Genomic DNA, 23,039 nt, shown 5'->3' with positions numbered 1-23,039 from the left:
GGTTTCCGCCAAGATGTATCCGTGACCTCCACCTCGTCCCGCCGCAGCGCGGGAATCCTGCTCTATCGCCGAACGTCGGCGGACGGCGCCGACACCGGTGTCGAGGTCCTGCTCGTGTTCCCCGGTGGTCCGATCTGGGCGCGCAAGCCCGACGCCGGGTCGTGGTCGCTGCCCAAGGGCCTCGTCGAACCGGGAGAGGACGAGTGGTCCGCCGCCCGGCGTGAATACGCCGAGGAGATCGGCAGCCCGGTACCCGACGGCCCGCCGATCGAACTCGGCGAGGTCACCCTGAAGAGCGGCAAGCGCGTGACCGGCTTCGCCGTGGAAGGCGACCTCGACGTGGCGACGGTCGTCAGCAACACCTTCGATCTGATGTGGCCGCCGCGCTCCGGCCGGATGCAGGCCTTCCCCGAGATCGATCGCGCCGAATGGTGCTCGACCGATGCCGCGCGGACCAGGCTGAACCCCGCTCAGGCGCCGTTCGTCGACCGGCTCCTCGAGGCGCTGTCGCCGAGCAGGTAGACGCGGGTGAGGTCGCGCCACAGCGGGAGGTGTGGATCGGTCAGCGGGTCGCGACGGTCGATGAGGTAGGTGGTCGCCGCGCCGCGCATGCTGGTCAGGAGCAGCGGATAGAGGTCGGCGTAGCGTGGCGACGCGGTCAGCTCGGGACCGAGGAAACCGGCCACTGCGCGGCGCACGGTCTGTCCGATCTCCCGCTCGGTCGGCAGGAGGGCCGTCCGCAGGTTGGTGTTCGTCCGCGCCGCGACCCACAGCTCCATCGACGCCACGAAGTACGGCTGGTGGAACGTCGACCACCCGACATCGGTCGCGAGCGCGATGCGCTGGATCGGGTCGGCAGGCCAGTCCACGCGGCTGGGCAGTTCGGCGATGCGGGTCCGGGCGAGGTGTCCGACCGCCGCCATCAGCAGCACGTCGCGCGAGGGGTAGTGGTGCAACAACCGGCCGCGGCTGACGCCCGCCTCGTTCTGGATCGCCACCGTGCTCGCCGCGGCGTATCCGCGGTCGGCGAGGACGCGGATCGCGGCGTCGAGGATGCGGGTCTGGGTGACCCCGCTGCGTTGCTGCCGCGCCCGCCGGGCGGCGCCGGGAGAGGTGGTCACGGAGGCATCGTAGTTCGGCGCGGCGCGGATCATCGACGCGTCACACGTCGAGGATGTGGGGGAGTCCCGCCCGGTAGCGGTCGCGGTCGATCTGCTTCAGCGGTTCGAGCATCGGCAGTTCCCAGAGCGGGAACACGGTCGCCGCGCGGGCGGGACTGTCGGCGGCCGCGATGATCGCGTTGGTCACCCGGCGCCCGGATTCGTTGGCGCCCTCCATCGTGGCGAGGTCGATGTTGCTCCGGACGTGGTCGCCACCGATGAACAGATTCGGAATGGACGTGCGGGCGTGCGGCCGGTTCTTGTACGAGCCGGCCGTGTTGACCATGAGCGGGGTGGCGTTGGCGATGGACGGCGACCAGGAGATCCCGGGGTCGAGGGACCAGGTGACGATCTCCTCCGAGCGCAGGAGTTTGCGAGCCCCGGAGTTCATCGCGCGGCTCATCTGCGCCCACACCTCGCGTGCGATCTCCTGCCGGGTGCACTGTTTGGCGGGCTTGCCATAGAGGATGCCCGGCTTCTCCCATTCCGAGATGTCGATGGACAGACAGTCTTTCACGCGTCCGTCCCCGTAGGTACGCCCGAAGTCGACGTTCCACGGCCGCGCCTGGAACAGGCCGGTCAGCGCCCACGGGGTTCCCAGCGCGGCGATGTGACTCGGCGGCATGTCGGCGCGGCGGGAGAGGAAGTACTGGATGCCGACCATCCAGTCGTCCTTGAGCGCATGGATACCGGCCAGCGACGGATCGGCGTCGACCAGTTCGGGCGACAGCAGCGGACGGAGCCGGTCGATCGGCATCGCGGCGACGTACCAGTCGGCATCCACCGACGCACCCGAGCTCACTTGCGCCCCGGTGATGCGGCCGCCGGCGAGGTTCAATCGCGTGAGGCCGGTCCCCATCTCGAAGCGCACCCCGCGGCCGCGGAGGTGGGCGACCCAGGGGTCGATCCATGCATGGTTGGTGGGACGGTTGAGGATTCGGTCGACACCGCCGTGCACGAGCCCGGCGTCGTAGCCGCTGATGAGTCCGGTCGCCGAGGTGGCCAGTGCCAAGCCGATCTGACCGATGGTGCGTGCCGACGCGGTGTCGGGTTTGGCCGCGACGAGCGCCCGCGTGAGCGCGCCCACGAGGTATCGCTGATAGGCGCGGGACTTGCCCTTGGATTTCACGAACTGCATCCAAGACTGGTTCTCCCACTGCCCGATCCGACGCTCGGTGCAACTCGTCGCGATGATCAGTTCGCGGGTGACGAAGAACGCCAGCTCGGGCGGTGGGACGTCGACGACGAACTTGAGTCCGGTCATGAACGCGTTGCGCAGATTGTCGAGCGTCACGATCTCGTTCGCATGCTGGACAAAGCCCATGATCGATGCCGGGGCCGTGGTCGGGGCGTACCCGGCGTCGTCGAAGGCGATGACCGCGGACTCGACGTTGATGAGATGCCGGTCACGAACATTGCTGCCACCGACGGGAATTCGTTCCATGGTGTCGGGCACGTGCTGATAGCAGCCGGGGAAGAAGCGGAAGCCGTGTTCGCCGGGGAGCGCGAGGCGGCCGCCCTGCGCGGTGCCCGGGACGTCGTGGCTGTAGGCTTTGCCGCCGAGTCGCGACGGCTCGTAGACGGTGACGGTGAAACCGCGCTCGACGAGTTCATGCGCCGCGGACAGGCCGGCCATCCCGCCGCCGAAGATCGCCACGTCGCGTCCGCGGCCGGCGCCGTGGCGGGGCACCGCCCGTGCGGAGGGAACGGCGATCCCCGGCAACGCCACCGCGGTCCCGGCGAGCACGGCAGCGGCAGCCGAGCCGCGCAGCACGGATCGGCGTGGAAAACCGTTCGGCGAGTTCACTTTCGAGTTGGTTTTGGTGTCCGACATCCCCACGACCCCTTCGTCGATACGATCGCCGCCGACCGAGAACAGTCAGCATTGACTCATCTGGTGTGATGTCTACCACAGCACGAAGCGAGGTCGGACGGTTTTGGAAAATCGTCTCAGGGTCGGTGCGCGGCTCGTGGGGCGTGGGCCTACGACGGCTCGCGGCCGGTGAGGGTGCGCTGCCGGAAATACTCGTACAGGCCGTCGAAGACGGCATCCGCGACCTGAAGCGTCCGGGCGTCGTCGCCGGAGAGTGACAACCCGCGCAGGACGACGTCGAGTCCCGGCGCCTCCGGGGCGTCGTATCGACCGTCCTCGATGTCGGCCTCGTGAACGATCTCGGCGATCGCCCACAGAACGGGGTCGCCCAGATCGTGTATGCGGAGGATGGTCTCGAACGTGCAGTCGCCGTCGTGATGGCCCAGCTCGACCCCGCGCATGTCGAAAGGTGTGGCATCCGAGGGGATTTCGGAGGCACTCGTGACGAACACGAACTCTGCCGCGGGGTCGATGTAGCGGCGGATGAGCCACGCGCAGGCGGCCCGGTCGATGTGTACGCCGACGCGCGTCGCCCACCTCATGACGGCCGCGCGGGTTCGGTGTCGGCGATCTGGTCGGCCAGTGTGCGGAGCGCTTGCCGGGCCGTCTCCCGGGACTCGGTCGGGAAGTGGTCCCGACGGGTGATCTCGCGGAGCCGGCGACGCAGCGCGCCGAGCTGTTTGGCGGGATCGGCGTGCTCCAGCGCGTATTGTGCCTCGGCCACGATGTCGGCATATTCGGCGCCGCGGGCGAGTTCGAGTTCGGTCCGAATTCGCTCGCACTCGGACGGATTGGTGGGCGCGGCCTCCCAGACCTCGCCCGAACCCCCGGCGCTGACCGCGTCCTCGGCCACCCATTCGAGCTGCTCGCGCGTTCGGGGGCTCGCGGGCAGCAGCACCACCCCGTCGGTCAGTTGGTACGCGCCGTACTTGCGGAGCTTGCGCCAGATGGCAATCCGCGGGGTCGACGGTTCTCGTGGCACCCGGTACACGAGCATCACCCAGTCTTCGGCCATCGAGCACCCCCTCGCCATGCCATCAGATCATGCGCCTGCCATCGATGTCGTGACCCGTCGATCACCATGCGTTCAACCCTGGACAACATGATTGTAACCGTGGTTGCATCTGCTGGGTTGGCGCACACACGCGGCGCCGAAGGCACGCGGTAGGTGAGAAGGGTTGGGTGGGCGATGTCGGAGAGATCCGGTGTGTCCGGAGGGTCTGACGCCTCGAGGCGTCCGGAGGCGCCACCGGAAGCGGGCCCTCAGGTCGACCCGTCGGCAGGAGTGTCGCTCCGAGCCGCGACGCGGGCGTGGTTCCTGATCTCCCTACAGACCTTCGGGGGTCCCGCGGGACAGATCGCGGTGATGCAGCGGGCGCTGGTCGACGATCGACGCTGGATCGGTCAGCGTCGATTCCTGCACGCATTGAACTACTGCATGCTGCTGCCCGGCCCGGAGGCGCAGCAGCTCGCCATCTACGTCGGCTGGCTGCTCAACGGCACCGCCGGGGGGCTGATCGCCGGCATCCTCTTCGTCCTCCCGGGCGCGATCGCGATCCTGGGACTGTCGGCGATCTACGTCGCCTTCGGGGCGACCACCATCGTGGCCGGGTTGTTCGCCGGTATCGGACCGGCGGTGCTGGCCATCGTGGCCCAGGCGGTCACCCGGGTCAGCAAGCGGGCGCTGCACGGCCCGTTGCACATCGGGATCGCGGTGGCCGCCTTCATCGCGCTCGCGGTGTTCGCCGTGCCCTTTCCGATCGTCATCGTCGTGGCCGGTGTCATCGGCTGGCTGACCGGGCGCCATCGGGTCGGCACCGGCGGAGAAGTGGCCGACTCAGAACCGTCCGACGAGGGCCCTGCGCCGGTCATCGCCGACGACGCGATCCACACGGCCTCCCCGTCGTGGCGGCGCGCCGGGATCGTGCTCGGGCTCGGTGTCCTGGCCTGGGTCGTCCCGATGGGCATCGTCGTGGCGACCACCGGGACGGGCAGTGTGTTCACCCAGCAGGGCACGTTCTTCACCTGGACCGCGCTGATCACCTTCGGCGGTGCCTATGCCGTCCTGGCCTACATCGCCCAGCAGGCGGTCGACGTCTACGGCTGGGTGAGCCCCGGCGAGATGGTGCGCGGGCTGGGACTCGCCGAGACGACGCCCGGCCCGCTCATCATGGTCGTCCAGTTCGTCGCGTTCCTCGGCGCCTACCGCGATCCCGGGGGACTGGATCCCTGGGTCGCGGCGACGATCGGCGCGCTGTTGACCACCTGGGTCACCTTCGTGCCGAGTTTCGTGTTCATCTTTCTCGGGGCGCCGTTCATCGAGAAGCTGCGCAACAACCGGCATCTGACGTCCGCGCTGAACGGTGTCACCGCGGCGGTGGTCGGTGTGATCGCGAATCTCGCGCTCTACTTCGCCCTGCACACGCTTTTCCGCGACACCACGGTCGTCACCGCCGGACCGTTGCACCTCGCGGTCCCACACCTCGACACCCTGCGGCCGCTCGCGGTGGTGATCACCGTGATCGCCTTCGTCCTGATCTACCCGCTCAAGCAGTCCGTGCTCCGCACCCTGGCCGTCTGCGCGGTGCTCGGATTGCTCGCCGCGGCAGTCGGTCTGCCGCTGACCTGACCGAGCCCGACCTACTGTCCGGCTCGGTCACGACGTCAGGAACGGTCGGATCCAGTCGGGCGACACCTCGTGGGCGACGCCCGCCGCGGTCTCCTCGTCGACGTCGACGAGTGCGTAGTGTTCGGCGCCCGCGGCGGTGGCGAGGATCAGCGTCGTCACGCCGGCCCGACGCTGGAACAGTGAGGTGCGGCTCGCCCAGCCGATCACGCCGTCCCGGTCGACGACGACGCGCTGCCGGGCGACGCTCGGCGGGGCGATGACCACCGAACGAGCCGTCAACCGGTGTCCGAGATGGCGGGCGCGGACCATGCCGAGTGCGGTCGAGCCGAGGACCGCGACGACACCCACCGCGAGCCATGGGGCCGGGATGGCGTGGGTGACCACGGCGACGCCGATGACGGCGAGTGCGGCTGCCCCGCTGAGGAATCCGCGGTTGAGGCGACGCAGTCGGGCGGTGGTCCCGTGTCCGACGAGCGGGGTGGTCAGCTCGGTTCGTTCGTGGGTGACGAGACCGGCGACGCGCATGGCCTCGTCGATCGGCGCCGGCGGGAGCAGCAGCGGGTGTTTGGTGCTGCCGGTCGCGATCGCCTGGAGCCGAGCGCCTTTCAGCGGTCGCATGAGGACCGGCTCGGTGAGGTGACTGCCCCGGATGCGCCGCTCGTCGAAGCTGATCGCGTTGGTCGTCAGCAGGCCGCGCTCGGTGCGCAGCGTCCCGTCCGGGTGGCGGAGGAGCCGGAAGTTCCAGTAGTTCAGGACATAACCCAGGACCGAGAGCACCCCGCCGACGACGACGACCACAAGGCACACCCCCAGGATGACCAGGCCGATCGCGGTCTCGCGTACCGCGTCGACGGCGTCGCGCGCAATGCCGATCCCCTCGGTGAAGACGCCGGCGTCATTGGCGATCTGGGCAGCGAGACCGGCCGCACCGGCGGCCAGCGCGAGGCCGGCGACGGAAAAGGGAGAGTAGCGCAACCAGGACGACTGGAACCGGGCCAGGACCTCGGCGTCGGGCTCCGGAGCGGTCGGATCGGCGGGGGCGACTCCGACGGCCGGCGACGACGGCCCCCGACGGGCGCGGGTCGCCATCAGGTTGTCGTGCAGCGCCCGCGCCTCGTCGGCGGTGAGTGCCGTCAGGACGACCGCCGACGATTCGTCGTCGCCGCCGGTACCGATCTTGACCTTCTGCAGTTTCAGCACGCGGTGCACGGGGGAGGCGGTGAGGTCGACGCTGCGGATCCGGTCCCGGCGCGCGGTCGCGACCTTGCGGGTGATCAGTCCGCTGCGCACCCGGACGTGTTCGTCGGTGACCTGATAACGCGTGGTCAGCCACGGCACGACCGTCACGAACGGCACGATCACCGCGGTGGCGATCAGCGTGAACAGCGGTGCGCCCGACCCGGCGAAGACCAGCGCGATCACCACCGGCACCAGCGAGGGCAGCAGCTCGACGGGTTTGACCGCCATCATCCAGGGCGACAGCCGGTGCCAGTCGTCGGGCCCGTCGACGACGAACCGGTCAGGTCGCGTCATCGGTGAACGCCTGGGTGCGGATGGTCAGGTCGGCGGCGGTCGCCCGCGCGACCTCGGCGTCGAGGCCGGCGATGTGGATGGTCCCCGCCGACGAGGCCGTGGTCACGGTGAGCGTCGCCAGGCCGAGGAACTGCTCGATCGGGCCGGCCTCGGTGTCGACCACCTGGATCCGGGCGATGGGGATGATCACGCGGTGCCGGACGAACCATCCCGACTGCGAGTACACCGCGTCGTCGCTGACCTCCCACCGGTGGAATCGGTAGCGCCACTGCGGGACGACCGCGGCGTAGACAGCGGCCAGGGCGGCGATGACGACGGCCGCGAGCGCCGCGATCCATCGCGCCTCGCCGACCACGACGGCCACGACGACGGCGGCGGCAACGCCGAGTACGCCGAGGACGAGCGGGCCGATGCGCCACAGGGTCTTCGCGCGCGGATCGACCCGATTGGCCGGTTCGCGCAGGGTCGGATGCACCTCGGCGTGCGCCGGCAGTTGCGGATCAGGTGAAGGGTCCATTGCCGTCAGTCTAGGGGTGGTCCCCCCCGGCGCTAGGTGACCGTGATGCCGCCGTCGACGGGGAGCGTCTGACCGGTGACGTATCCGGCAGCCGCCGACGACAGCCAGATCGCGGTGGCCGCGAGTTCCTCGCCGTGTCCGGTCCGGCCGAGCAGGACGCGCGGCATCTGCGAGTCGAGGTAACCGGGCTGGTAGGTGTCGGTCATCTCGCTCTCGAAGAACCCGGGGGCGATGGCGTTGACCCGAATGCCCTTGCGCGCGCCCCACTGCTGGGCGAGATCGCGGGTGAGTCCGATGACGCCGGCCTTGCTCGCCGCGTACGCCGCCTGCGGCAGGCCGGCGGTGGTGATGCCGAGGATCGACGAGATGTTGATGATCGCGCTGCCCGGCTGCATGACCCGACCGCAGGCCTGGGCCATCCAGTAGGAGCCGTTCAGGTTGACCTCGATGACCCCGCGGAACTGTTCGGGTGTCTCGCGGGTCGCCGGGTACGCGGTTCCGATGCCTGCGTTGTTGATGAGTACATCGACCTTGCCGAAGGTCTCCATCGCGGCGTCGACGACGCGCTGACACTGCTCGGGGTCGGCGACATCGGCGGGTACCACCAACGCCTTTCGGCCCAGCGCCTCGACGGCCGCGGCGGTGTCTGCGAGCTTCTCCGCCCGCCGTGCGGCGAGGACCACGTCGGCACCGGCCTCGGCGAAGCCACGCGCGAACGAGACCCCCAGCCCGGACGAGGCGCCGGTCACGATGACCACCTTGCCGGCGGTGTCGAACAGATCCATCACGGACATCGTTGTCTCCCTTGAATAGTCGGCAACTCTTCCGACGCGGCGCGTCGGCGGCGCGTCGAACGCGTCAGAACCAGGACGGCTCGACGTCGAGGGTGGTGCGGTCGAGGGCGGTCAGCAGGTCGAGCTGCGGCCCGGTCTTGGGTAGCTCGTAGCGGAAGAAGTACTGTGCCGCAGCGCGTTTTCCGTCGTAGAAGTCGCCGGACCGGTTGCCGGCCGCGAGGAGCTGTTCGAGCCAGATCCAGGCGATCACGATGTGCCCGGCGGTCTCCAGGTAGACGGTTGCGTTGGCCAGCGACAGCTTGGGGTCGCCCGCCGACCAGATGTGCGCGGTCACCTTCACCAGGCGGTCCACGACGGAGTGCAGCTCGTCGGCGTAACCGGCCAGCCCGTCTGCGCCGCGCGCACGCTCGACGGCGGCCTCGATGGTCTCGGCCAGGGCCGCGAGGCCGGCGCCGCCCTGCATGATCACCTTGCGGCCGAGCAGGTCGATCCCGTGGATGCCGTGTGCGCCTTCGTGGATGGGGTTCAGACGGTTGTCCCGGTAGTACTGTTCGACATCGAACTCGCGGGTGTAGCCGTAGCCGCCGTGTACCTGGATCGCGAGGCTGTTGGCCTCGAGGCACCACTGCGACGGCCAACTCTTCGCGATCGGGGTCACCACCTCGAGAAGCAACTCGATCCGCGCTCGTTCGGCGGCGTCGGCGGCGGTCGCAGCCTGGTCGACGAGGACGCTGCAGTACAGCCCGAAGGCGAGTGCGCCTTCCACATAGGACTTCTGCGCCAGCAGCATGCGCCGGACGTCGGCGTGTTCGATGATCGGCACCGGCTTGGTCGACGGGTCCTTCTGGTCGACGGGCCGGCCCTGGGTGCGCACCTTCGCGTAGTCGAGCGAGGCCCGGTATCCGGCGTAACCCAGTGCGGTGGCGAGGAATCCGACGCCGATGCGCGCCTCGTTCATCATGTGGAACATGTAGGAGAGGCCGCGGTGCTCGTCGCCGACGAGAAAACCAACAGCACCGGGAGCGGAGTCGGCTCCGAAGGTGCCGTCGCCGAAGTTGAGCAGGGTGTTGGTGGTGGCGCGGTTGCCCATCTTGTGGTTGAGGCCGACGAGTGCGACGTCGTTGCGGGTTCCGTCGGCGAGGTACTTGGGCACGATGAACAGGGAGATGCCCTTGACGCCGGGGCCGCCGCCGGGGATCTTCGCCAGCACGAGGTGGACGATGTTCTCGGTCAGCTCGTGGTCGCCGGCCGAGATCCACATCTTGGTGCCGGTGATCCGGTAGGTGCCGTCGCCGACGGGTTCGGCCTTGGTGGTGATGTCGGCGAGCGACGACCCGGCCTGTGGTTCGGACAGGCACATCGTGCCGGAGAAGCGGCCCTCGACGAGGGGGCGGACCCAGGTCTCGCGCTGCTCGTCGGTGGCGTACTCGGCGAGCAGGTTGGCATTGCCGACGGTGAGGAAGTTGTACGACGACATGGCGGCGTTCGCGGCCTGGAACCACACGGCCGAGGCCTGGCGGATGACGGTCGGCAACTGCATGCCGCCGAGTTCGTCGTCGAAGGAGGCAGAGATCAGACCTGCCTTGCGGTACTCGGCGAGGCCGGCGACGACCTCGTCGGGCAGCACGACCTTGCCGTCGTCCCCGATGTAGGGCTCGTGGGCGTCGCCGATCTTGTTGGCGGGCGCGAAGCACTTCATCGCGATGTCGGCGCTGAGTTCGAGGACCGCGTCGAAGGTCTCGCGTGAGTGCGCGGCGAAACGGTCTCGGGAGGTCAGGGTCTCGACGTCGAGCCATTCATACAGCAGGAACTCGAGGTCCTGCCGGGACATGGGTGTGGTCATCGCACTTCCTCGTGGATCGGGCGGTCGGACGCTGGTTCGGATGTCCGTCGCCCGTCCATCATGCCCCGGCCGGACACGGCCGCTCGCGAGACCCCGGTGCGTGCGGCATCCGCCGTCAGACGTCGATGCCGAACTCCTTGATCTTGCGGTAGATCGTCGCGCGGGAGATGCCCAGCGCGTGGGCGGCGGCCAGTTTGTTGTGGCCGTTCTCCTCCAGGCTGCGCACGATGGCGTCGCGTTCGAGCGCTTCGATGCGGGTGAGGGTGTGCCGGCTCTGTGCCCGATAGGTCGGGGGGAGCTGCTTGACGGTGATCGTCCCGGACCGGTGATGGGTGACCACGTCGCGCAGTGCCTGTCGCAGTTCGGCGACGTTGCCGGGCCAGGTGTACTTGCTGAATTGGCGCATCGCGTCCGGCGCGACCGGGAGTTCCTTCCCCCGGGTGAGTTGCCGAAGGATGGCGGGCACCAGGACCTGCAGATCCTCGATGCGATGCCGGAGTGGCGGGACCTCCACGGTGTGGGAGAAGAACGGCAGCAGCGTCGCGCCGAGGGCGGGCAGCGTGTCGACGGTACTGAGCGTGATGCCCAGCCATCCCGCGTGTTCGCGCCCCTGCAGCACGTCGGCGACGTCGAAGAGCATGTCGTCGTCGAACTCGTCGATGTCCCGCAGGATGATGGCGAAGTCGTCGCGCTCGATCTCGGCGCTGAAACTGTCGAGGGTGTCGGCGTCGGAGAAATCCTCGGCGGAGAAGACCCGGATGGTGCCGCGGCGGTACTGGCCCGCGGCTGCGCGCAGCACCGCGGCCCGGCCACTTCCGCGCTCGCCCGACACCGCGATCCAGCGCCCCGCCCCGACGTGCTGCGCGATTCGGTCGCAGCATTCCCGCCACGACGAACTGCGGCCGACGATCCCCGGCAGCGTTGCGGTCGCGGCCGGTCGACGGCGTGGTTCGGAGAACGACCCGGGGTCCATCAAATGCACGTGGAAGACCGCGATCCCGGCATCGGTGTCGGAGAATTCGGCGACCGGCGCCAGCCGGACCGTGCGGCCGCTGGGCAGCGTGTTGACTCGCCGGACGGCACCGGCGTCGAGGGCCTGGTCCACCGCGTGTTCGAGCATCGACACCTGGTCCTGCGGATCGATGCTCTGGCGGAGCCGGCGGTTCATCAGCACGACGTCGGCGGCGAGCGCGAGGACCATCATCTGGGGCGCTCGTCGGCAGGTGGCGAGATAGGCTGCGAGAAGGCGTGATTCGCGCTCACTGGCGTTCGCCAGCATCTGTTGCTCGATCTGGACGGTGGCCGACTTGGCCAGCGACAGCAGCAGCGAACCGCCCTCCTCCACCCAGCCGGTGAGATCGAGCGCGCCGACGATGCCGCCGGAGAACGGATTCCGGATCGGGACGCCGGCACAGCTCAACTGGGCGAGAGCGCCCGCGTAGTGCTCGGGTCCGGTGACGAGGGTTGCCTGCCTCGACTCCAGTGCGGTGCCGATTCCGTTGGTACCGGCGTGTTCTTCGCTGTAGCTGTAACCGGGCGCGAGGGATACGGCGTCGAGTTGGGTGAGGAGTTCACCGCTGCCGGCCGCGCGCGACAGCACGACACCGTCCGGCGAGGTGAGGATGATGCTCACCGGTTCGTCCGACAGATCAACGGCCAGCTGATCGAGCACCGGGCGGGCGGCGCTCATGAGTGGGCTGTCGGTGTTCGGTTCCCGGACGAACGGCAACTCGAGGCGGTCTGCCTGCACCTTGAAGGAGCGCGAGCGCCGCCATGAGGTGGAGATGGCATCGCGGACGGTGCCGTCGATGCGGTCGTCAGGGACTTCGTCGTCGCTGAGGAAACGCTCGCGCGCACGTGCGACGAAGGTGGTCGATCTGCGGGCCTGGGCTGTGGGCTGGTGCTTCACCGCGGTAGACAACTCCCTACTGTGATGTACGTCTCACATCAACAGCAGTGTACAGAATAAGTGCTGGTGACGGGCGTCGAACCGGGTACGAGTCCGGCGAGCCGGTTGGTCCGGACGCCCCTGGGTTGCACGGTCCCGCCGACGGCCCGGCAGTGGGCCGGTCGCGATCGACGCCGAGAACGAATTCCGATCGCGACCGGCCCCCGTCACCGTTGTGCGGTGACGTCCCCGCCGGGGTCGGTGGCCGCCGGCCGGGGTGGACCGGCCGGCGGCGGTTCGGGTGTCCGCGCCAGTGGATGTCGGCGCTAGTAGATGTTGGAGGGCCGGACCATCCCCTCGGCGAGGTCGCCGAAACCGGGTGCCTCGATGGCGCCGGGGTGGGTCAGGACCTCCTCGACGACGGCCGTCTCGGTGGTGATGAGCAGGGCCGCGATGGACGCCGCGCTCTCCAGCGCCGCCTTGGTGACCTTCGCCGGGTCGATGACTCCCTCGTCGAACATGTCGCCGTAGCCGCCGCTCATCGCGTTGAAGCCGTGTCCCGTCGGCAGTCCGCTCACCACCCGGACCACCTCGTCGCCGTCGAATCCGGCGTTGGTCGCGATCCAGAAGAGCGGTTCGGCCATGGAGCGGCGGACCACGTCGACGCCGACGCCCTCGTCGCCCGAAACGTCGGCGAGCGACTCGAGGGCCCGGTGCGCCTGGGCCAGGGCCGTCCCGCCGCCGGAGACGATGCCGTCCTCGACCGCTGCACGCGTGGCGGCGAGCGCGTCCTCCACGCGAAGCATGCGTTCCTTGAGTTCGACACTGGTGACCCCGCCGACCCGGATCACCGCCACCCGGCCGGTCAGCCGCGCGATCCGGAGTTCCAGGCTGTCGCGGTCGGCGTCGATGCGGGCACGGCCGTGCTGTGCCTCGAGCTGGGCCACGCGCGCGTCGACGAGACCCTGGTCGCCACGCGCTCCGACGATCGTCGTCGCGTCCTCGGTGATGGTCACCCGGTCGCACGTGCCGAGCTGCTCGACGGACACCTCCGACAGTTCCAGACCGGTGTCCTTGGCGATCACCTGACCGCCCAGGGCGACGGCGAGGTCCTCGAGTTCGGCGACGCGCCGATGCCCGAAGCCCGGGGCGCGGACCACCACCGACTGCATCGTCTTGTGCATGTTGCCGCCGACGAGGAGTTGCAGTGCCGGGCCGTCGACGTCCTCGGCGAGGACCAGCAGCGGTCGGTCGGCGCGTTTGGCCGCCTCGATGCTCGGCATGATCTCCTGGACCGTGGTGATCTTCTTGTTCGTGAGCAGGACCACCGGGTTCTCGAGAACCGCTTCCATGCGTTCGTGATTGGTGACCATGTAGCCCGAGATGTACCCGTGGTCGAACTCGATGCCGTCGACGACGTCGACTCCGAGCCCGAGCGTGTCGCTCTCCTCGGTCGTGATGACGCCGTTGCGCCCGACGTATTCCACGGCCGCCGCGATCGCGGACCCGATCACCTCGTCGTCGCTGGCGGCCAGGGTGGCGATGCGCTCGAGGTCGCTGCGACCGCCGAGCGCGACGGATTGCTCCGACAGCGACTCGATCACGGTGGCGATGGCACGTTCGATGCCGCGCCGCACCCGCATCGGGTTGGCGCCCTGCTCGACCGCACGGAGACCTTCGCGAACCATCGCCTGTGCCAACACGGTTGCGGTGGTGGTGCCGTCACCGACCACCCCGTTGGTCTTCATCGCCACCTCCTTGACCAACTGGGCGCCCATGTTGGCGAACGGGTCGCGCAACTGGATCTCGCGGGCGATGGTCACCCCGTCGTTGGTGATGGTGGGAGGGCCGGTGAGCTTCTCCAGGACGGCGTTGCGTCCCTTCGGTCCCAGCGTCACCTTGACCGCGTCGGCGAGTGCATTGACCCCTCGCTCGAGCCGCAGCCGCGCTTCGGCGTTGTAGCGCAACTCCTTGGCCATGGTCGTCCTGCCTTTCGTTCGGTGTTCTCGGCTGTGTACTGCGGTGAATCTGTTGTGCTGCTCATCCCTCCGCTCCCTGAGGAGCGAGCTTGCGAGCGTCACGAAGGGTCAGGGAACGAGGATCGCCCGTCCGCGGACCCGGCCGGCGTCGAGGTCGTCGAGGGCCTGCTGGAAGTCGTCGAGGGCGTAGGTGCTGGTGTGCAGCTTGACCTTTCCCCGTGCGGCGAGGTCCATCAGCTCCCCGAGGTCGTTGTAGGAACCGACGAGGTTGCCGATGTAGTTGATCTCGGTCGAGATGACGTCGATGGTCGGCACGTCGATGTTCTCGCCGTAACCGACGACGAAGAAGTTGCCGGCGCGCCGCAGCATCGCGGTGCCCTCGGCGGTGGCCCCGCCCTCTCCGACGAAGTCGAGCACGGCCTCGGCGCCGTGCCCGCCGGTGAGTTCGAGGACCTTGTCGACGTGTGTGCCGTCGGCGACGATGCCGACGTCGGCCCCGATCTGCTGGGCGAGTTCGACGGCATCGGGGTTGCGGTCCACCACTATGAGCCGGACGGCAGAGATGGCGGCGAGGACCTGAATCCCGATGTGGCCCAGTCCTCCGGCGCCGATCACCACGCAGGTGTCACCGGGCCGCGTCATACGCGCGACCTTGGCGGCGGCGTGATAGGCGGTGAGGCCCGCGTCGGCGAGCGCCGCGACGTCGGCGGGCTCGAGCGAATCGTCGATCCGGACGACGCTGCGGGCGGTGGTCTTCAGATACTCGGCATACCCGCCGTTGGTGTCGATGCCTGGGAACTGGCTGTTCTCGCAGTGGACGTCGTCGCCGAACCGGCACGCTCGACACAGGCCGCACGTGATGAGTGGGTGCAGGATCACCTTGTCGCCGACGGCGACGTTGGTGACCGCGTCCCCGATCGCGTCGACCCAGCCGGCGTTCTCGTGCCCGATCGTGTACGGCAGCGACACACCGGATTTCTCCTCCCACTGCCCCTCGAGGATGTGCAGGTCCGTGCGGCACACCCCGGCGCCACCGATCTTCACGATCACGTCGAGGGGGCCGGTCACCTCCGGCGCCGGAACCTCGTTGAGTTGCAACTTGTCGTGGTAGCCCACGACCTGTACTGCGCGCATGATCTACTCCTGTTCCGTTCGGGTGGTGCCGCCGCGCGTGGTCCGCAGATCGGTGATGACGGGTCCGCTCCGGCCGTCGCAGACGGTGTCGTCGGCGTAGCGGGTGGCGAGCAGGCCGCGGCAGAAGTGGCTGTTGCCCTCCATCGAGATCCGCACGGACCGTGCGAAACGCAGGCGCATGGGCACCTGCTCGGCGGGCAACGGGCGTCCCTCCTCGTCGACGACCACAAGGCTGTTGGGACAGACGCTGAGTCCCAGCTCCATCCGCCGGCGCACCAACGCCGACTTCCGGTGGCCGCGCGGGAGATCGCGGAGCGCGAGACGCTCGACCTCGGCGACCAGGACCCGTCCGGCGGTGATCTCGGCTGCGACGCAACGCTCCATCGCGGCGGTGTGTGCCTTGCGCCGGAACGTGAGTCGCAGCTCGTCGAGACTGTCGAGTGCCTCCACCCCAAACGTGCCTCGGTATCCCGCGTGGGCGTCGAGGCCGGCGTTGATCTTGTCGCTGTCGTGGTGGTCGTCGAGCAGTACCCGGACCTGGCCGATCCCGTCGATGTCCTCGAGCGCGTCGAGGGCGTCCGATCCCATCAGGTAGGCGAAGTTCGGCGAGCAGAACGAGGTGGGCAGTCGCAGGTGGACCGTCACCCCGGCGTCGTCGATCAGGATCGACCGGACGAAGGCGAGATCGGTGATCGGCTCGTCGAGTTCGGGGTCGAGGACCGTGTCCAGCGCGGCCAGGATGTCGTGCTCGATACGGGTCGGGTGTTCGACGCCGGGCGCCGGACGATGGTCCAGCGCGGTCATGCGTTCACCGCATCCTTCGCGCCCGCGGCCACCTCGGCATCCGGATCGGCTGCGCTCGTGGGCAATCGAAGTTCTTCGGGCACCTCGATGTGCGGGTACAGCGCGGCTGCGTTGAGACCGAGGATCTTCTTCTTCTGCTCGACGGTGATCGGCGCATATTCGGTCATGTCCTCCGGGATCTGGAAGTCCACGAACCGCTCGACCAGCCACTGCGGTGTCCACAGCGCGTAGTCGCTGGCGAAGAGGATCTTGTCCTCGCCGATCCAGTACAGGAGCTCACCGATGATCTGGGCGAAGTACCGCGGGCGGGTGTGGATGAACGGGATGGCCACGGCCAGGCCGCCGAACACATTCGACTCCTGGGTCGCGATCCAGCAGAAGTCCTCCAGCCGCGGGAGACCGACGTGCTCGACGACGAAATTGAGGTCGAGATAGTCGGTGGCCACCTTGTCGACGTCGGCGACGTCGAAGGCGTCTCGGTCGAGCGGCCGGATGGTGGGGCCCTTGTGGATGTGGACGTTCTTGATGCCGAGCTTGATGCACTCCTCGAGATAGCGGCGCGACCAGGCGTCGTCGAGCTTGTATCCGCGTGAGTCACCGAACCATTCGGCGGTGTAGAGCTTGACCCCCTTGAGGTTCATCACCTCGGCGTCGCGGCGCAACTGCTCGAGACCCGCCTCGCCGTGCCGGGGATCGTAGGCGTGGTTGTAGGTCAGCAGACCGGGATTGTCCTCGCACAGTTTCAGCGAGTCGTCGACCTGCGCGAAACCGTTGACGTAGAAGTCGCTCAGCATGGTGGCCTGGAAGATCGCGTGGTCGGCCGGGCCCTCCTCGAAGAGGTCACGCATCAGCCGGTCCGGGCCGTAGTAGGTGTAGGTGTCGTAGTCCCACACCTTGTCCTCGGGGCTGAGGTTGCGGTGATAGTCGTAGAAGCAATCGATGAACTGCTTGCCGTGGATGTTCTTCTGGTTGGATTCGCGTCCGTCCCAGAGATGGACGTGGGCGTCGACGATGAAGTACTTGTCGCCATTCTTCTCGTACATCGTGTGCTCCTGACGATCGTGGGCTGCGGTCTCGGCGGGGTGGTCTCGGCGGGTGGCGCCGGGCTGTCTCGGATGTGGTCGGCGGGGCGGGGGACAGGGGCTGGAAGAGATGGGTTGGTGTACGTCGTGACCGCCGGGAACAATCCGCCGGCGGTCACGACGCAGGCCTGGTGCGAGCTCTCAGCTCTGGGCGGTGAGGTCGAAACCGATGTACTCGGCGGCGTCCTCCGGGCTGGCGAACAGGAAGGTCCGGTCGTCGAGGTGCACCATCCGCCCGTAATGGGTCGAGCTGATCTCCTCGAAGATCGATCCGTCGAAGTCCTGGCCGAGTGCGTCGGTCAGCTCGTCGTAGTCGAATTCGAGCCGGTTGACCCCGTCCACGCGGATCATCGACGGGTACTCGGTGAGTTCGACCCCGTCCTTCGAACCCATGACGTCGGCGACGACGCGGCCGATCGGGGTGTTCATCAGCGTCACGCCGCACATGTTGGAGAACTCGGTCTCCGCGCCGAATTGCATGGTCACTTGGTCAACTCCTCGGGGATGGCGACATCGATGGATGTCAGCAGGTCGGTGAACTTGGCGGTCGCCGCGTCCAGGCTGGTGGCGAAGGTGATCGACTTGTCGGCCGGCTGGGACCAGATCGGTTGCAGCGCACGGGCCGCCTCGAGGCACCTGGGTACCCACACGGCGAGCCACTGGGCGAACAGCTCCTTGTTCTGATCTCCGAATTCCCCGTCGCGAGTGAGGATTCGGAACAGGCTCCGGGTGTAGGCCAGGTCGCGGTCGTAGTCGTACTCACCGGTGCCGACGATGGTGGGGGTGATGTAGTCGCCGTTACGGGCGGCGACCTGCATGACCAGCTCCGAACGGAACAGCGATCCGACGAGCTGCTCGAAGACGATGTTGGTGGCGAAGAGGAGCTCGCACCAGTCGCCGACCGCCGTGAGACGCTCGACCACCTCGCGGGTCGGCTGCCACTCCGGCGCTGCCTGCCACACCTCTTTGTGTGCCCCGCCGTCGAATTCCTCCTCGGCCTCGGACAAGTCGAGGTTGAACAGTGCGAGATCCTGGGCGAAGCGCATCTTGTGCGCGGCGTTCACCGCCACGGCGGTGTTGATCATGTTGGTCGGTCCGGACCGCTGGATGGAGGTGAACACATGCAGCGCCAACCCGTTCTCGGCGTGCATCCAGGCGCCGAGGTTGCGCTCGATGAACTTGAGCCACGGCGAATTCCAGGAATCGTAGGCGCGTGCCCGTTTGGCGTTCTGCAGGCACAGGTCGACCTGGTGGACGACCGCCGAGTTGTTCCGGTAGATCGTCTGGTCCCACTCCTCGTTCGGGTCGAGGAAGGCGTGCCAGTTGCTCGACTTCGCCGTCGTCCACTCCTGCGGGTAGCCGCCGGGACCGTTGCCGAAGCCATAGATCCAGCCCTGACTCAGGTGCCGTTCGGGATCGGGCTGCACATCGACGGTCACGTCCTCGTACGTCGTCGCCCGCTTCTTGGCCGGCTGGTAATAGCTGTATTTACGGCTCTTCGAACTCGGGAAGTCCTTGGCGCCGGCCTCGGCGTCGGTGAACTCGATGGACGGGAAACTGCGTTCCCGCTGGTTGGGTTTGGGTGCGGTGGGTGCGGACATACTGCGCGCTCCTCGGGATGTCGGCGGCTGTCGGGGATCTGAGTGGGCTAGTCGAATGCCGGGCTGGTGAAACTGTCATAGAAGATCTGGTCACGGGGCACCGAATGTTGTTCGGCGAGAGCCAACGCCGCGTCGACCATGGGCGGGGGTCCGCAGAAGTACACCTCCGTTCGGGACAGGTCGGATTCGCATCCGTTGACGATGTCGGTGACGTTGCCCTCGGCCACCGAGACGCCTGCGGGTGCGTCGGCGGCGGACTCGGACAAACATGCGGTGAAGCTGAAGTCGGCGATCTTCTCACCGAGCGAGGCGATCTCGTCGAGACAGAACAGATCGGCCGCGGTGCGAGCGCCGTAGTAGAAGCGCACCGGGCGCTGAATTCCGGCTTCGCTGATGTGCCGCAGAAGCGACAGCAGCGGTGCCATGCCCGCGCCCCCGCCGATGCAGACGAGCGGGAGCACATGTCCGTTGCGGAGGGTGCACGATCCGTAGGGACCGTTGACCATGATCTCGGTGCCCGGTTCGAGTCCGCTCTCGAGCATGCCGGCGAACACGCCGCCCGGATACTTCTTGATGAGGAACTCGAGTGTGTCCGGGGTGGATTGCGTGGTGGCGATCGAGAACGACCGCTTCTCCTCCGTCCCGGGGATCGAGAGGTCCACGTACTGGCCGGGTTTGAACTCGAAGGTCGCCGGCTCGACGACGTCCAGACGGAGACAGACGATGTCCTTGGTCATCGACTCGACCGCTGCGACGCGGGTCTTGACGTCCTGGATCGGTGCGCCGCCGAGCAATTCGTCCTCGTCGAAGTTCAGCAACTCGATGTCGCAGTCGCTGTAGGCGTAGGTGCGGCAGAGCAGGACGTACCCCTCGGCCTCTTCGGCGTCGTTGCAGGCGAAGGTCGAGTAGTCGTCCATCTGGACGTCGCCGTCGAGCATGTAGGACTTGCACGCCGAGCACCGACCCTCCCGGCACCCGTGCATGAGATGGATGCCCTGCCGGAATGCGGCGTCGAGGATGGTCTCGTCCTCGCCCACCTCCATCTCGATGTCGACGGGGGCGAAGTTGATGCGATGTGTGTCGGCCACGGAAGCTCCTGAGCGAAGGGAATTGCGACGAAACGGTTCAGTTGCGGATGTGGTGGACGGCGCGGTTGCGGAGGTTCGCGCCGTCCACCACCCCTGCCGCCTCAGGCCGGAACGGCCCCGTTGGTGTTGGCGCGGTACGCCGCGATGTGGGCGTCCCGTTCCTCGTCGGACATCTCGTTGAGCAGCACGTTCGGGCTGTTGAAGACGTTGCCGCGGACATCGTCGAGCGTCCACATCTTCTTCGGGTCCAGATCGAGGTGCGGCTGCGGGATCAAGGTCTTGCCGTCATCTCGGACATAACCCAGGTCCTGGATGATGTCGGCGAGATCCTTGCCGTGATGGAGCGTCTCCCATTCACGGAAACCGGTGAGGCGACCCATGTTCGGGGTCTCACGACCCTCGTACTCGCCCCGGAACGCCACCGCATCGGTCCAGTAGCAGGTCTCCGAGCAATACGTGCGCCACTGGTTGTCGACCTTCTCGGTGACCATGTCCTCGCGGATGAGGGCGGGCACCATGCAGGTCCAGCACCGGTGCGGGTACTCGTACCCGACCTCTTCGAAGGCGATCGGCTTGTTGCGGCCCGGGTAGGCGAGCCGGTTGTAGTTCTCCCACCACTTGCCGAACTTGTTGTACCAGCCGGGGTATTTGTGCTCGAACCACTCGAAGTCCTTGTCGGTCATGGCGTCGATGCGCCAGTAGTTGACCGGCCAGCCGGTGGCGAAGAAGCGGGCGACCTCGTGGACGTAGTGCTTGTTGGTGATCCGGTTCCACGCCTCCTCGACAAGGTCGTGCGGGATGGTGAGCCCGTACTTCTCCAGCGGCAGAAGGTAACTGCGGTAGTAGTCGTCGTAGATCCAGCGACGCCACATCTCGGCGTAGCTCTCGCGATCCTTGCGACGGTCCTTGGTGCCGTACTCGATGAACGTGCCGATGGCGGCGTCGACGACGCAGTGATTGTTCCACCATGCGTAGCGCAGGTCGCGCTCCAGCAGGGGGCGGTTGCGCTCGTCGGCGAGTGCCATGAGCAGGATCGAGTAGCCGTTGGAGATGTGTCGCGACTCGTCGGACTGGACGGAGTGGAACACGGTCGGCAGCAGGTAGTCGCCGTTGGCGGCGGCCTCGTCGGGCATGGCGACGAAAAGCGTGTTGGTGAAGGCTGTTTCGGCGACGACGGTCAAGTAGATGTTGGCCGCGGTGATGGCGTCGCCGGTGATGAAACCCTCGCCGAACTGGCGGCCGATGGTGCCGGCGTAGTTGTTGGCGAACGCCTTCTCGGTGATGTCGAAGCCGGCCGGGTCGATGTAGTTGTTCATGTACAGCTTCTTGAGGTTCATCTGGATCGTCGAATGACGAACCTCGTCGATCATCTGCACGGCCAGGCCATTGTGGATCTCGGGATTGGGGACGGCGTCGATGGCCATCGGCATCGCGCGGGCCGCAGAGATCTCGGGGAACGGGATGATCGACAGGAACAGCTTCTGCCATTCCAGCCAACGTTCCTGCACCTGACGGAACATGTTGCCGCGGATGGCGCCGTCCATGGCGCCGTACACGCGGTTGTCCTTTTCCTCCTCCATCGGGAAGTACGACCGCATGATCTGCTTGAGCGGATCCTTCTTGGGGGCCTTCTCGAATGTGTAGTCGGTACCGAACCGGGTGGCCGGGGTGGCGAAGGTGGGCTCCCAGGACAACTCGGTGATCTTCGCATGGGCTTTTGTCAAGCTCTGCCTGCTCAAAGTGCGCCTCCTTGGTGGAGAGCCGGCGGACTGCCGGCCCGCTTGGACTGGAGCGACTTCGATACAACCCTGTGACGTGGATTACAAACGTCTCACTGTGAGACGACGACAACGAACCCGCCGAGTGCGGCGCGCACAGGGCCGGTTCGTTGGGGGTTCGGAGGGGGAGGAGCTCGCTACAGCTCGTTGTCGGCTGCGGCGAACGATCCGGACGGCAACAGCGGTTCGTTGAGACGTTGGGCGTACTGATCGAAGTAGATCCGCGCGATCAGCTCGCGTCTGCTGCGGACGCCGGCCTTGTCGAAGATGGATTTCAGGTGGTCCTGCACGGTGTAGGCCGAGACGTGCAGGGCGGTGGCGATGTCCTTGGTGGCCACACTCTGCAGCACCATCTGCGTGACGTCGCGTTCGCGAGCGGTGAGCCCGAATGCCTCGACGACCAGCGGAATGATCTCGGGCGGACGCGCCTCCTCGATCGTCACCACGACCTCGCCCACCCGGCCGTCGGCCGACGACAGCGGCGATGCGTGGATGACCAGCCACATGCCCGACGCACCGCGCACCCGGAGACGCGGCGGGACGGAGGACTCACCGGACCCGTACCGTCGTGCGGCCCCGATCAGGCCGTAGATGGGGTTCATCACCGCCGCACCGTTGGGACCGGACGCGAGGTCGGCGATGCGCTCCTGGCTGCCGGCGCTCATCTGGACGATCTCGTTGCTGCGGTCGATGATCAGGACCGCCGGGCCGTGCACGGCCGCGGGAACCGGACCCGGCACGCTCGGCATGTCGGCGACCACGCTGCTCAGCAGGCCGACCCGGACGCCGTGTGCGAGCGTGCGCGACAGCGAGGCCAGGAACTCCACTTCGTCGGAATCGAACGGCCGGCATCCGGAACCGCTGCGGAACAGCGAGATACCGGCCCACGCCCGGTCGCCGTCGCGCAGCACGAGCCTCGCCTCGTCGTGGAAGCAGTACTCCGGGATCATCAACTGCGACATGCGGTTCGAGTGTTCCGGCGCATCTCGTTCGAGCATCTTCATGCCGACTGCGTCGCGCCTCTCGGCGACCATCTGACGGAACGCGGTCGGCTCCACCTGGCCGTACTCGAGGAGGCCCCAATCGGGATCACGATGATCCTGGCCGAGCAGGGCGCCGTACTTGCGGGCGCTGGTCAGCAGCACGGTGTTGGGATCGAAGGTGCCGATGCAGAAGGCGTCGGCGGGCACCGCGCGGCCCAACGAGGCCACGGTCTCGGCGAAGAACTCGTCGAGAGTCAGGCCGGCGTGGGCCACGACCTCGATGTCGCGGCGCACACGCTCGGCGGTCAGACTCGATGTCATCCGACAATTGTCGGCGTGAGCTGCGGTGATGT

General features: G+C 67.6%; 20 protein-coding genes. 2 read left to right on the top strand and 18 right to left on the bottom strand.

The genetic code is table 11. From position 1 onward, the window contains the following. Positions 1 to 21: 21 nt before the first annotated feature. On the top strand, positions 22 to 522 hold the full coding sequence (locus tag ABIC25_RS20650) for an NUDIX hydrolase (protein WP_004023494.1): 501 nt from the start codon (positions 22 to 24) through the stop codon (positions 520 to 522). Here the strand turns inward: ABIC25_RS20650 and ABIC25_RS20645 are convergent. The 4 genes from ABIC25_RS20645 to ABIC25_RS20630 form a co-directional block, all read right to left on the bottom strand. Beyond that, a complete protein-coding gene (locus ABIC25_RS20645; RefSeq protein WP_354562939.1) occupies positions 471 to 1,121 on the bottom strand; it encodes a TetR/AcrR family transcriptional regulator in 651 nt (216 codons plus the stop codon). The two genes, ABIC25_RS20650 and ABIC25_RS20645, sit on opposite strands and share 52 nt — an antisense overlap. A 40-nt stretch (positions 1,122 to 1,161) precedes the next feature. After that, positions 1,162 to 2,994, bottom strand: a complete 1,833-nt coding sequence (locus tag ABIC25_RS20640; protein WP_354562938.1) for a hydroxysqualene dehydroxylase — start codon at positions 2,992 to 2,994, stop codon at positions 1,162 to 1,164. A 149-nt stretch (positions 2,995 to 3,143) separates the two neighbouring features. Then, the gene (locus ABIC25_RS20635) at positions 3,144 to 3,575 is read right to left on the bottom strand and encodes a chromate resistance protein ChrB domain-containing protein (RefSeq protein WP_064570885.1); all 432 of its coding nucleotides are present in this window, start codon (positions 3,573 to 3,575) and stop codon (positions 3,144 to 3,146) included. Further along, positions 3,572 to 4,048, bottom strand: a complete 477-nt coding sequence (locus ABIC25_RS20630; RefSeq protein WP_239399310.1) for a Chromate resistance protein ChrB — start codon at positions 4,046 to 4,048, stop codon at positions 3,572 to 3,574. The genes ABIC25_RS20635 and ABIC25_RS20630 overlap by 4 nt, the downstream gene beginning before the upstream one ends. A 270-nt stretch (positions 4,049 to 4,318) precedes the next feature. Between ABIC25_RS20630 and chrA the strand changes: the two genes are divergently transcribed. After that, the gene (gene chrA / locus ABIC25_RS20625) at positions 4,319 to 5,662 is read left to right on the top strand and encodes a chromate efflux transporter (RefSeq protein ID WP_435529111.1); all 1,344 of its coding nucleotides are present in this window, start codon (positions 4,319 to 4,321) and stop codon (positions 5,660 to 5,662) included. A gap of 27 nt (positions 5,663 to 5,689) precedes the next feature. Here chrA and ABIC25_RS20620 read toward each other — a convergent pair whose 3' ends face one another. The 14 genes from ABIC25_RS20620 to ABIC25_RS20555 form a co-directional block, all read right to left on the bottom strand. Further along, positions 5,690 to 7,195 carry a PH domain-containing protein gene (locus ABIC25_RS20620; RefSeq protein WP_354562933.1) on the bottom strand — a complete coding sequence of 502 codons (1,506 nt, stop codon included), beginning with the start codon at positions 7,193 to 7,195 and terminating at the stop codon, positions 5,690 to 5,692. Beyond that, complete coding sequence (locus tag ABIC25_RS20615) at positions 7,182 to 7,712, bottom strand: PH domain-containing protein (protein ID WP_248643230.1); 531 nt, start codon at positions 7,710 to 7,712, stop codon at positions 7,182 to 7,184. Before ABIC25_RS20615 ends, ABIC25_RS20620 begins: the two co-directional genes overlap by 14 nt. Positions 7,713 to 7,744: 32 nt before the next feature. Further along, positions 7,745 to 8,506, bottom strand: coding sequence for an SDR family NAD(P)-dependent oxidoreductase (locus ABIC25_RS20610; RefSeq protein ID WP_239399302.1), 762 nt, complete (start codon positions 8,504 to 8,506; stop codon positions 7,745 to 7,747). 64 nt (positions 8,507 to 8,570) lie between these two features. Next, positions 8,571 to 10,349, bottom strand: coding sequence for an acyl-CoA dehydrogenase (locus ABIC25_RS20605; RefSeq protein WP_354562931.1), 1,779 nt, complete (start codon positions 10,347 to 10,349; stop codon positions 8,571 to 8,573). 115 nt (positions 10,350 to 10,464) lie between these two features. Further along, entirely contained in the window at positions 10,465 to 12,258 is a 1,794-nt protein-coding gene (locus ABIC25_RS20600; protein ID WP_354562929.1) for a sigma-54-dependent Fis family transcriptional regulator, read from the bottom strand. Positions 12,259 to 12,563: 305 nt separating this feature from the next. Next, positions 12,564 to 14,216, bottom strand: coding sequence for a chaperonin GroEL (gene groL / locus ABIC25_RS20595; protein WP_064570879.1), 1,653 nt, complete (start codon positions 14,214 to 14,216; stop codon positions 12,564 to 12,566). A 108-nt stretch (positions 14,217 to 14,324) separates the two neighbouring features. Next, positions 14,325 to 15,350, bottom strand: a complete 1,026-nt coding sequence (locus ABIC25_RS20590) for an NAD(P)-dependent alcohol dehydrogenase (RefSeq protein ID WP_004023482.1) — start codon at positions 15,348 to 15,350, stop codon at positions 14,325 to 14,327. A gap of 3 nt (positions 15,351 to 15,353) precedes the next feature. Further along, a complete protein-coding gene (locus tag ABIC25_RS20585) occupies positions 15,354 to 16,154 on the bottom strand; it encodes an iron-sulfur cluster assembly protein (protein ID WP_354562927.1) in 801 nt (266 codons plus the stop codon). After that, on the bottom strand, positions 16,151 to 17,197 hold the full coding sequence (locus ABIC25_RS20580) for an amidohydrolase family protein (RefSeq protein WP_004023480.1): 1,047 nt from the start codon (positions 17,195 to 17,197) through the stop codon (positions 16,151 to 16,153). Before ABIC25_RS20580 ends, ABIC25_RS20585 begins: the two co-directional genes overlap by 4 nt. A 180-nt stretch (positions 17,198 to 17,377) precedes the next feature. Next, complete coding sequence (mimD, locus tag ABIC25_RS20575; RefSeq protein WP_172622110.1) at positions 17,378 to 17,716, bottom strand: propane 2-monooxygenase effector subunit MimD; 339 nt, start codon at positions 17,714 to 17,716, stop codon at positions 17,378 to 17,380. Positions 17,717 to 17,718: 2 nt separating this feature from the next. Continuing rightward, on the bottom strand, positions 17,719 to 18,837 hold the full coding sequence (locus ABIC25_RS20570; RefSeq protein WP_004023478.1) for an aromatic/alkene monooxygenase hydroxylase subunit beta: 1,119 nt from the start codon (positions 18,835 to 18,837) through the stop codon (positions 17,719 to 17,721). Between the two features lie 47 nt (positions 18,838 to 18,884). Continuing rightward, positions 18,885 to 19,925: a 2Fe-2S iron-sulfur cluster-binding protein gene (locus ABIC25_RS20565; RefSeq protein ID WP_354562925.1), complete on the bottom strand. Its 1,041-nt coding sequence runs from the start codon at positions 19,923 to 19,925 to the stop codon at positions 18,885 to 18,887. 101 nt (positions 19,926 to 20,026) lie between these two features. Then, entirely contained in the window at positions 20,027 to 21,664 is a 1,638-nt protein-coding gene (locus tag ABIC25_RS20560) for an aromatic/alkene/methane monooxygenase hydroxylase/oxygenase subunit alpha (RefSeq protein ID WP_004023476.1), read from the bottom strand. Between the two features lie 176 nt (positions 21,665 to 21,840). Continuing rightward, positions 21,841 to 23,007 (bottom strand): helix-turn-helix transcriptional regulator, encoded by a 1,167-nt coding sequence (locus tag ABIC25_RS20555; protein WP_004023475.1) that lies wholly within the window; start codon positions 23,005 to 23,007, stop codon positions 21,841 to 21,843. Between the last annotated feature and the right edge of the window lie 32 nt (positions 23,008 to 23,039).

The sequence above is a fragment of the Gordonia sp. PvP123 genome (genome assembly GCF_040547295.1).
Lineage (GTDB): Bacteria > Actinomycetota > Actinomycetes > Mycobacteriales > Mycobacteriaceae > Gordonia > Gordonia terrae.
This window is presented reverse-complemented; position numbering and strand designations above follow the sequence as displayed.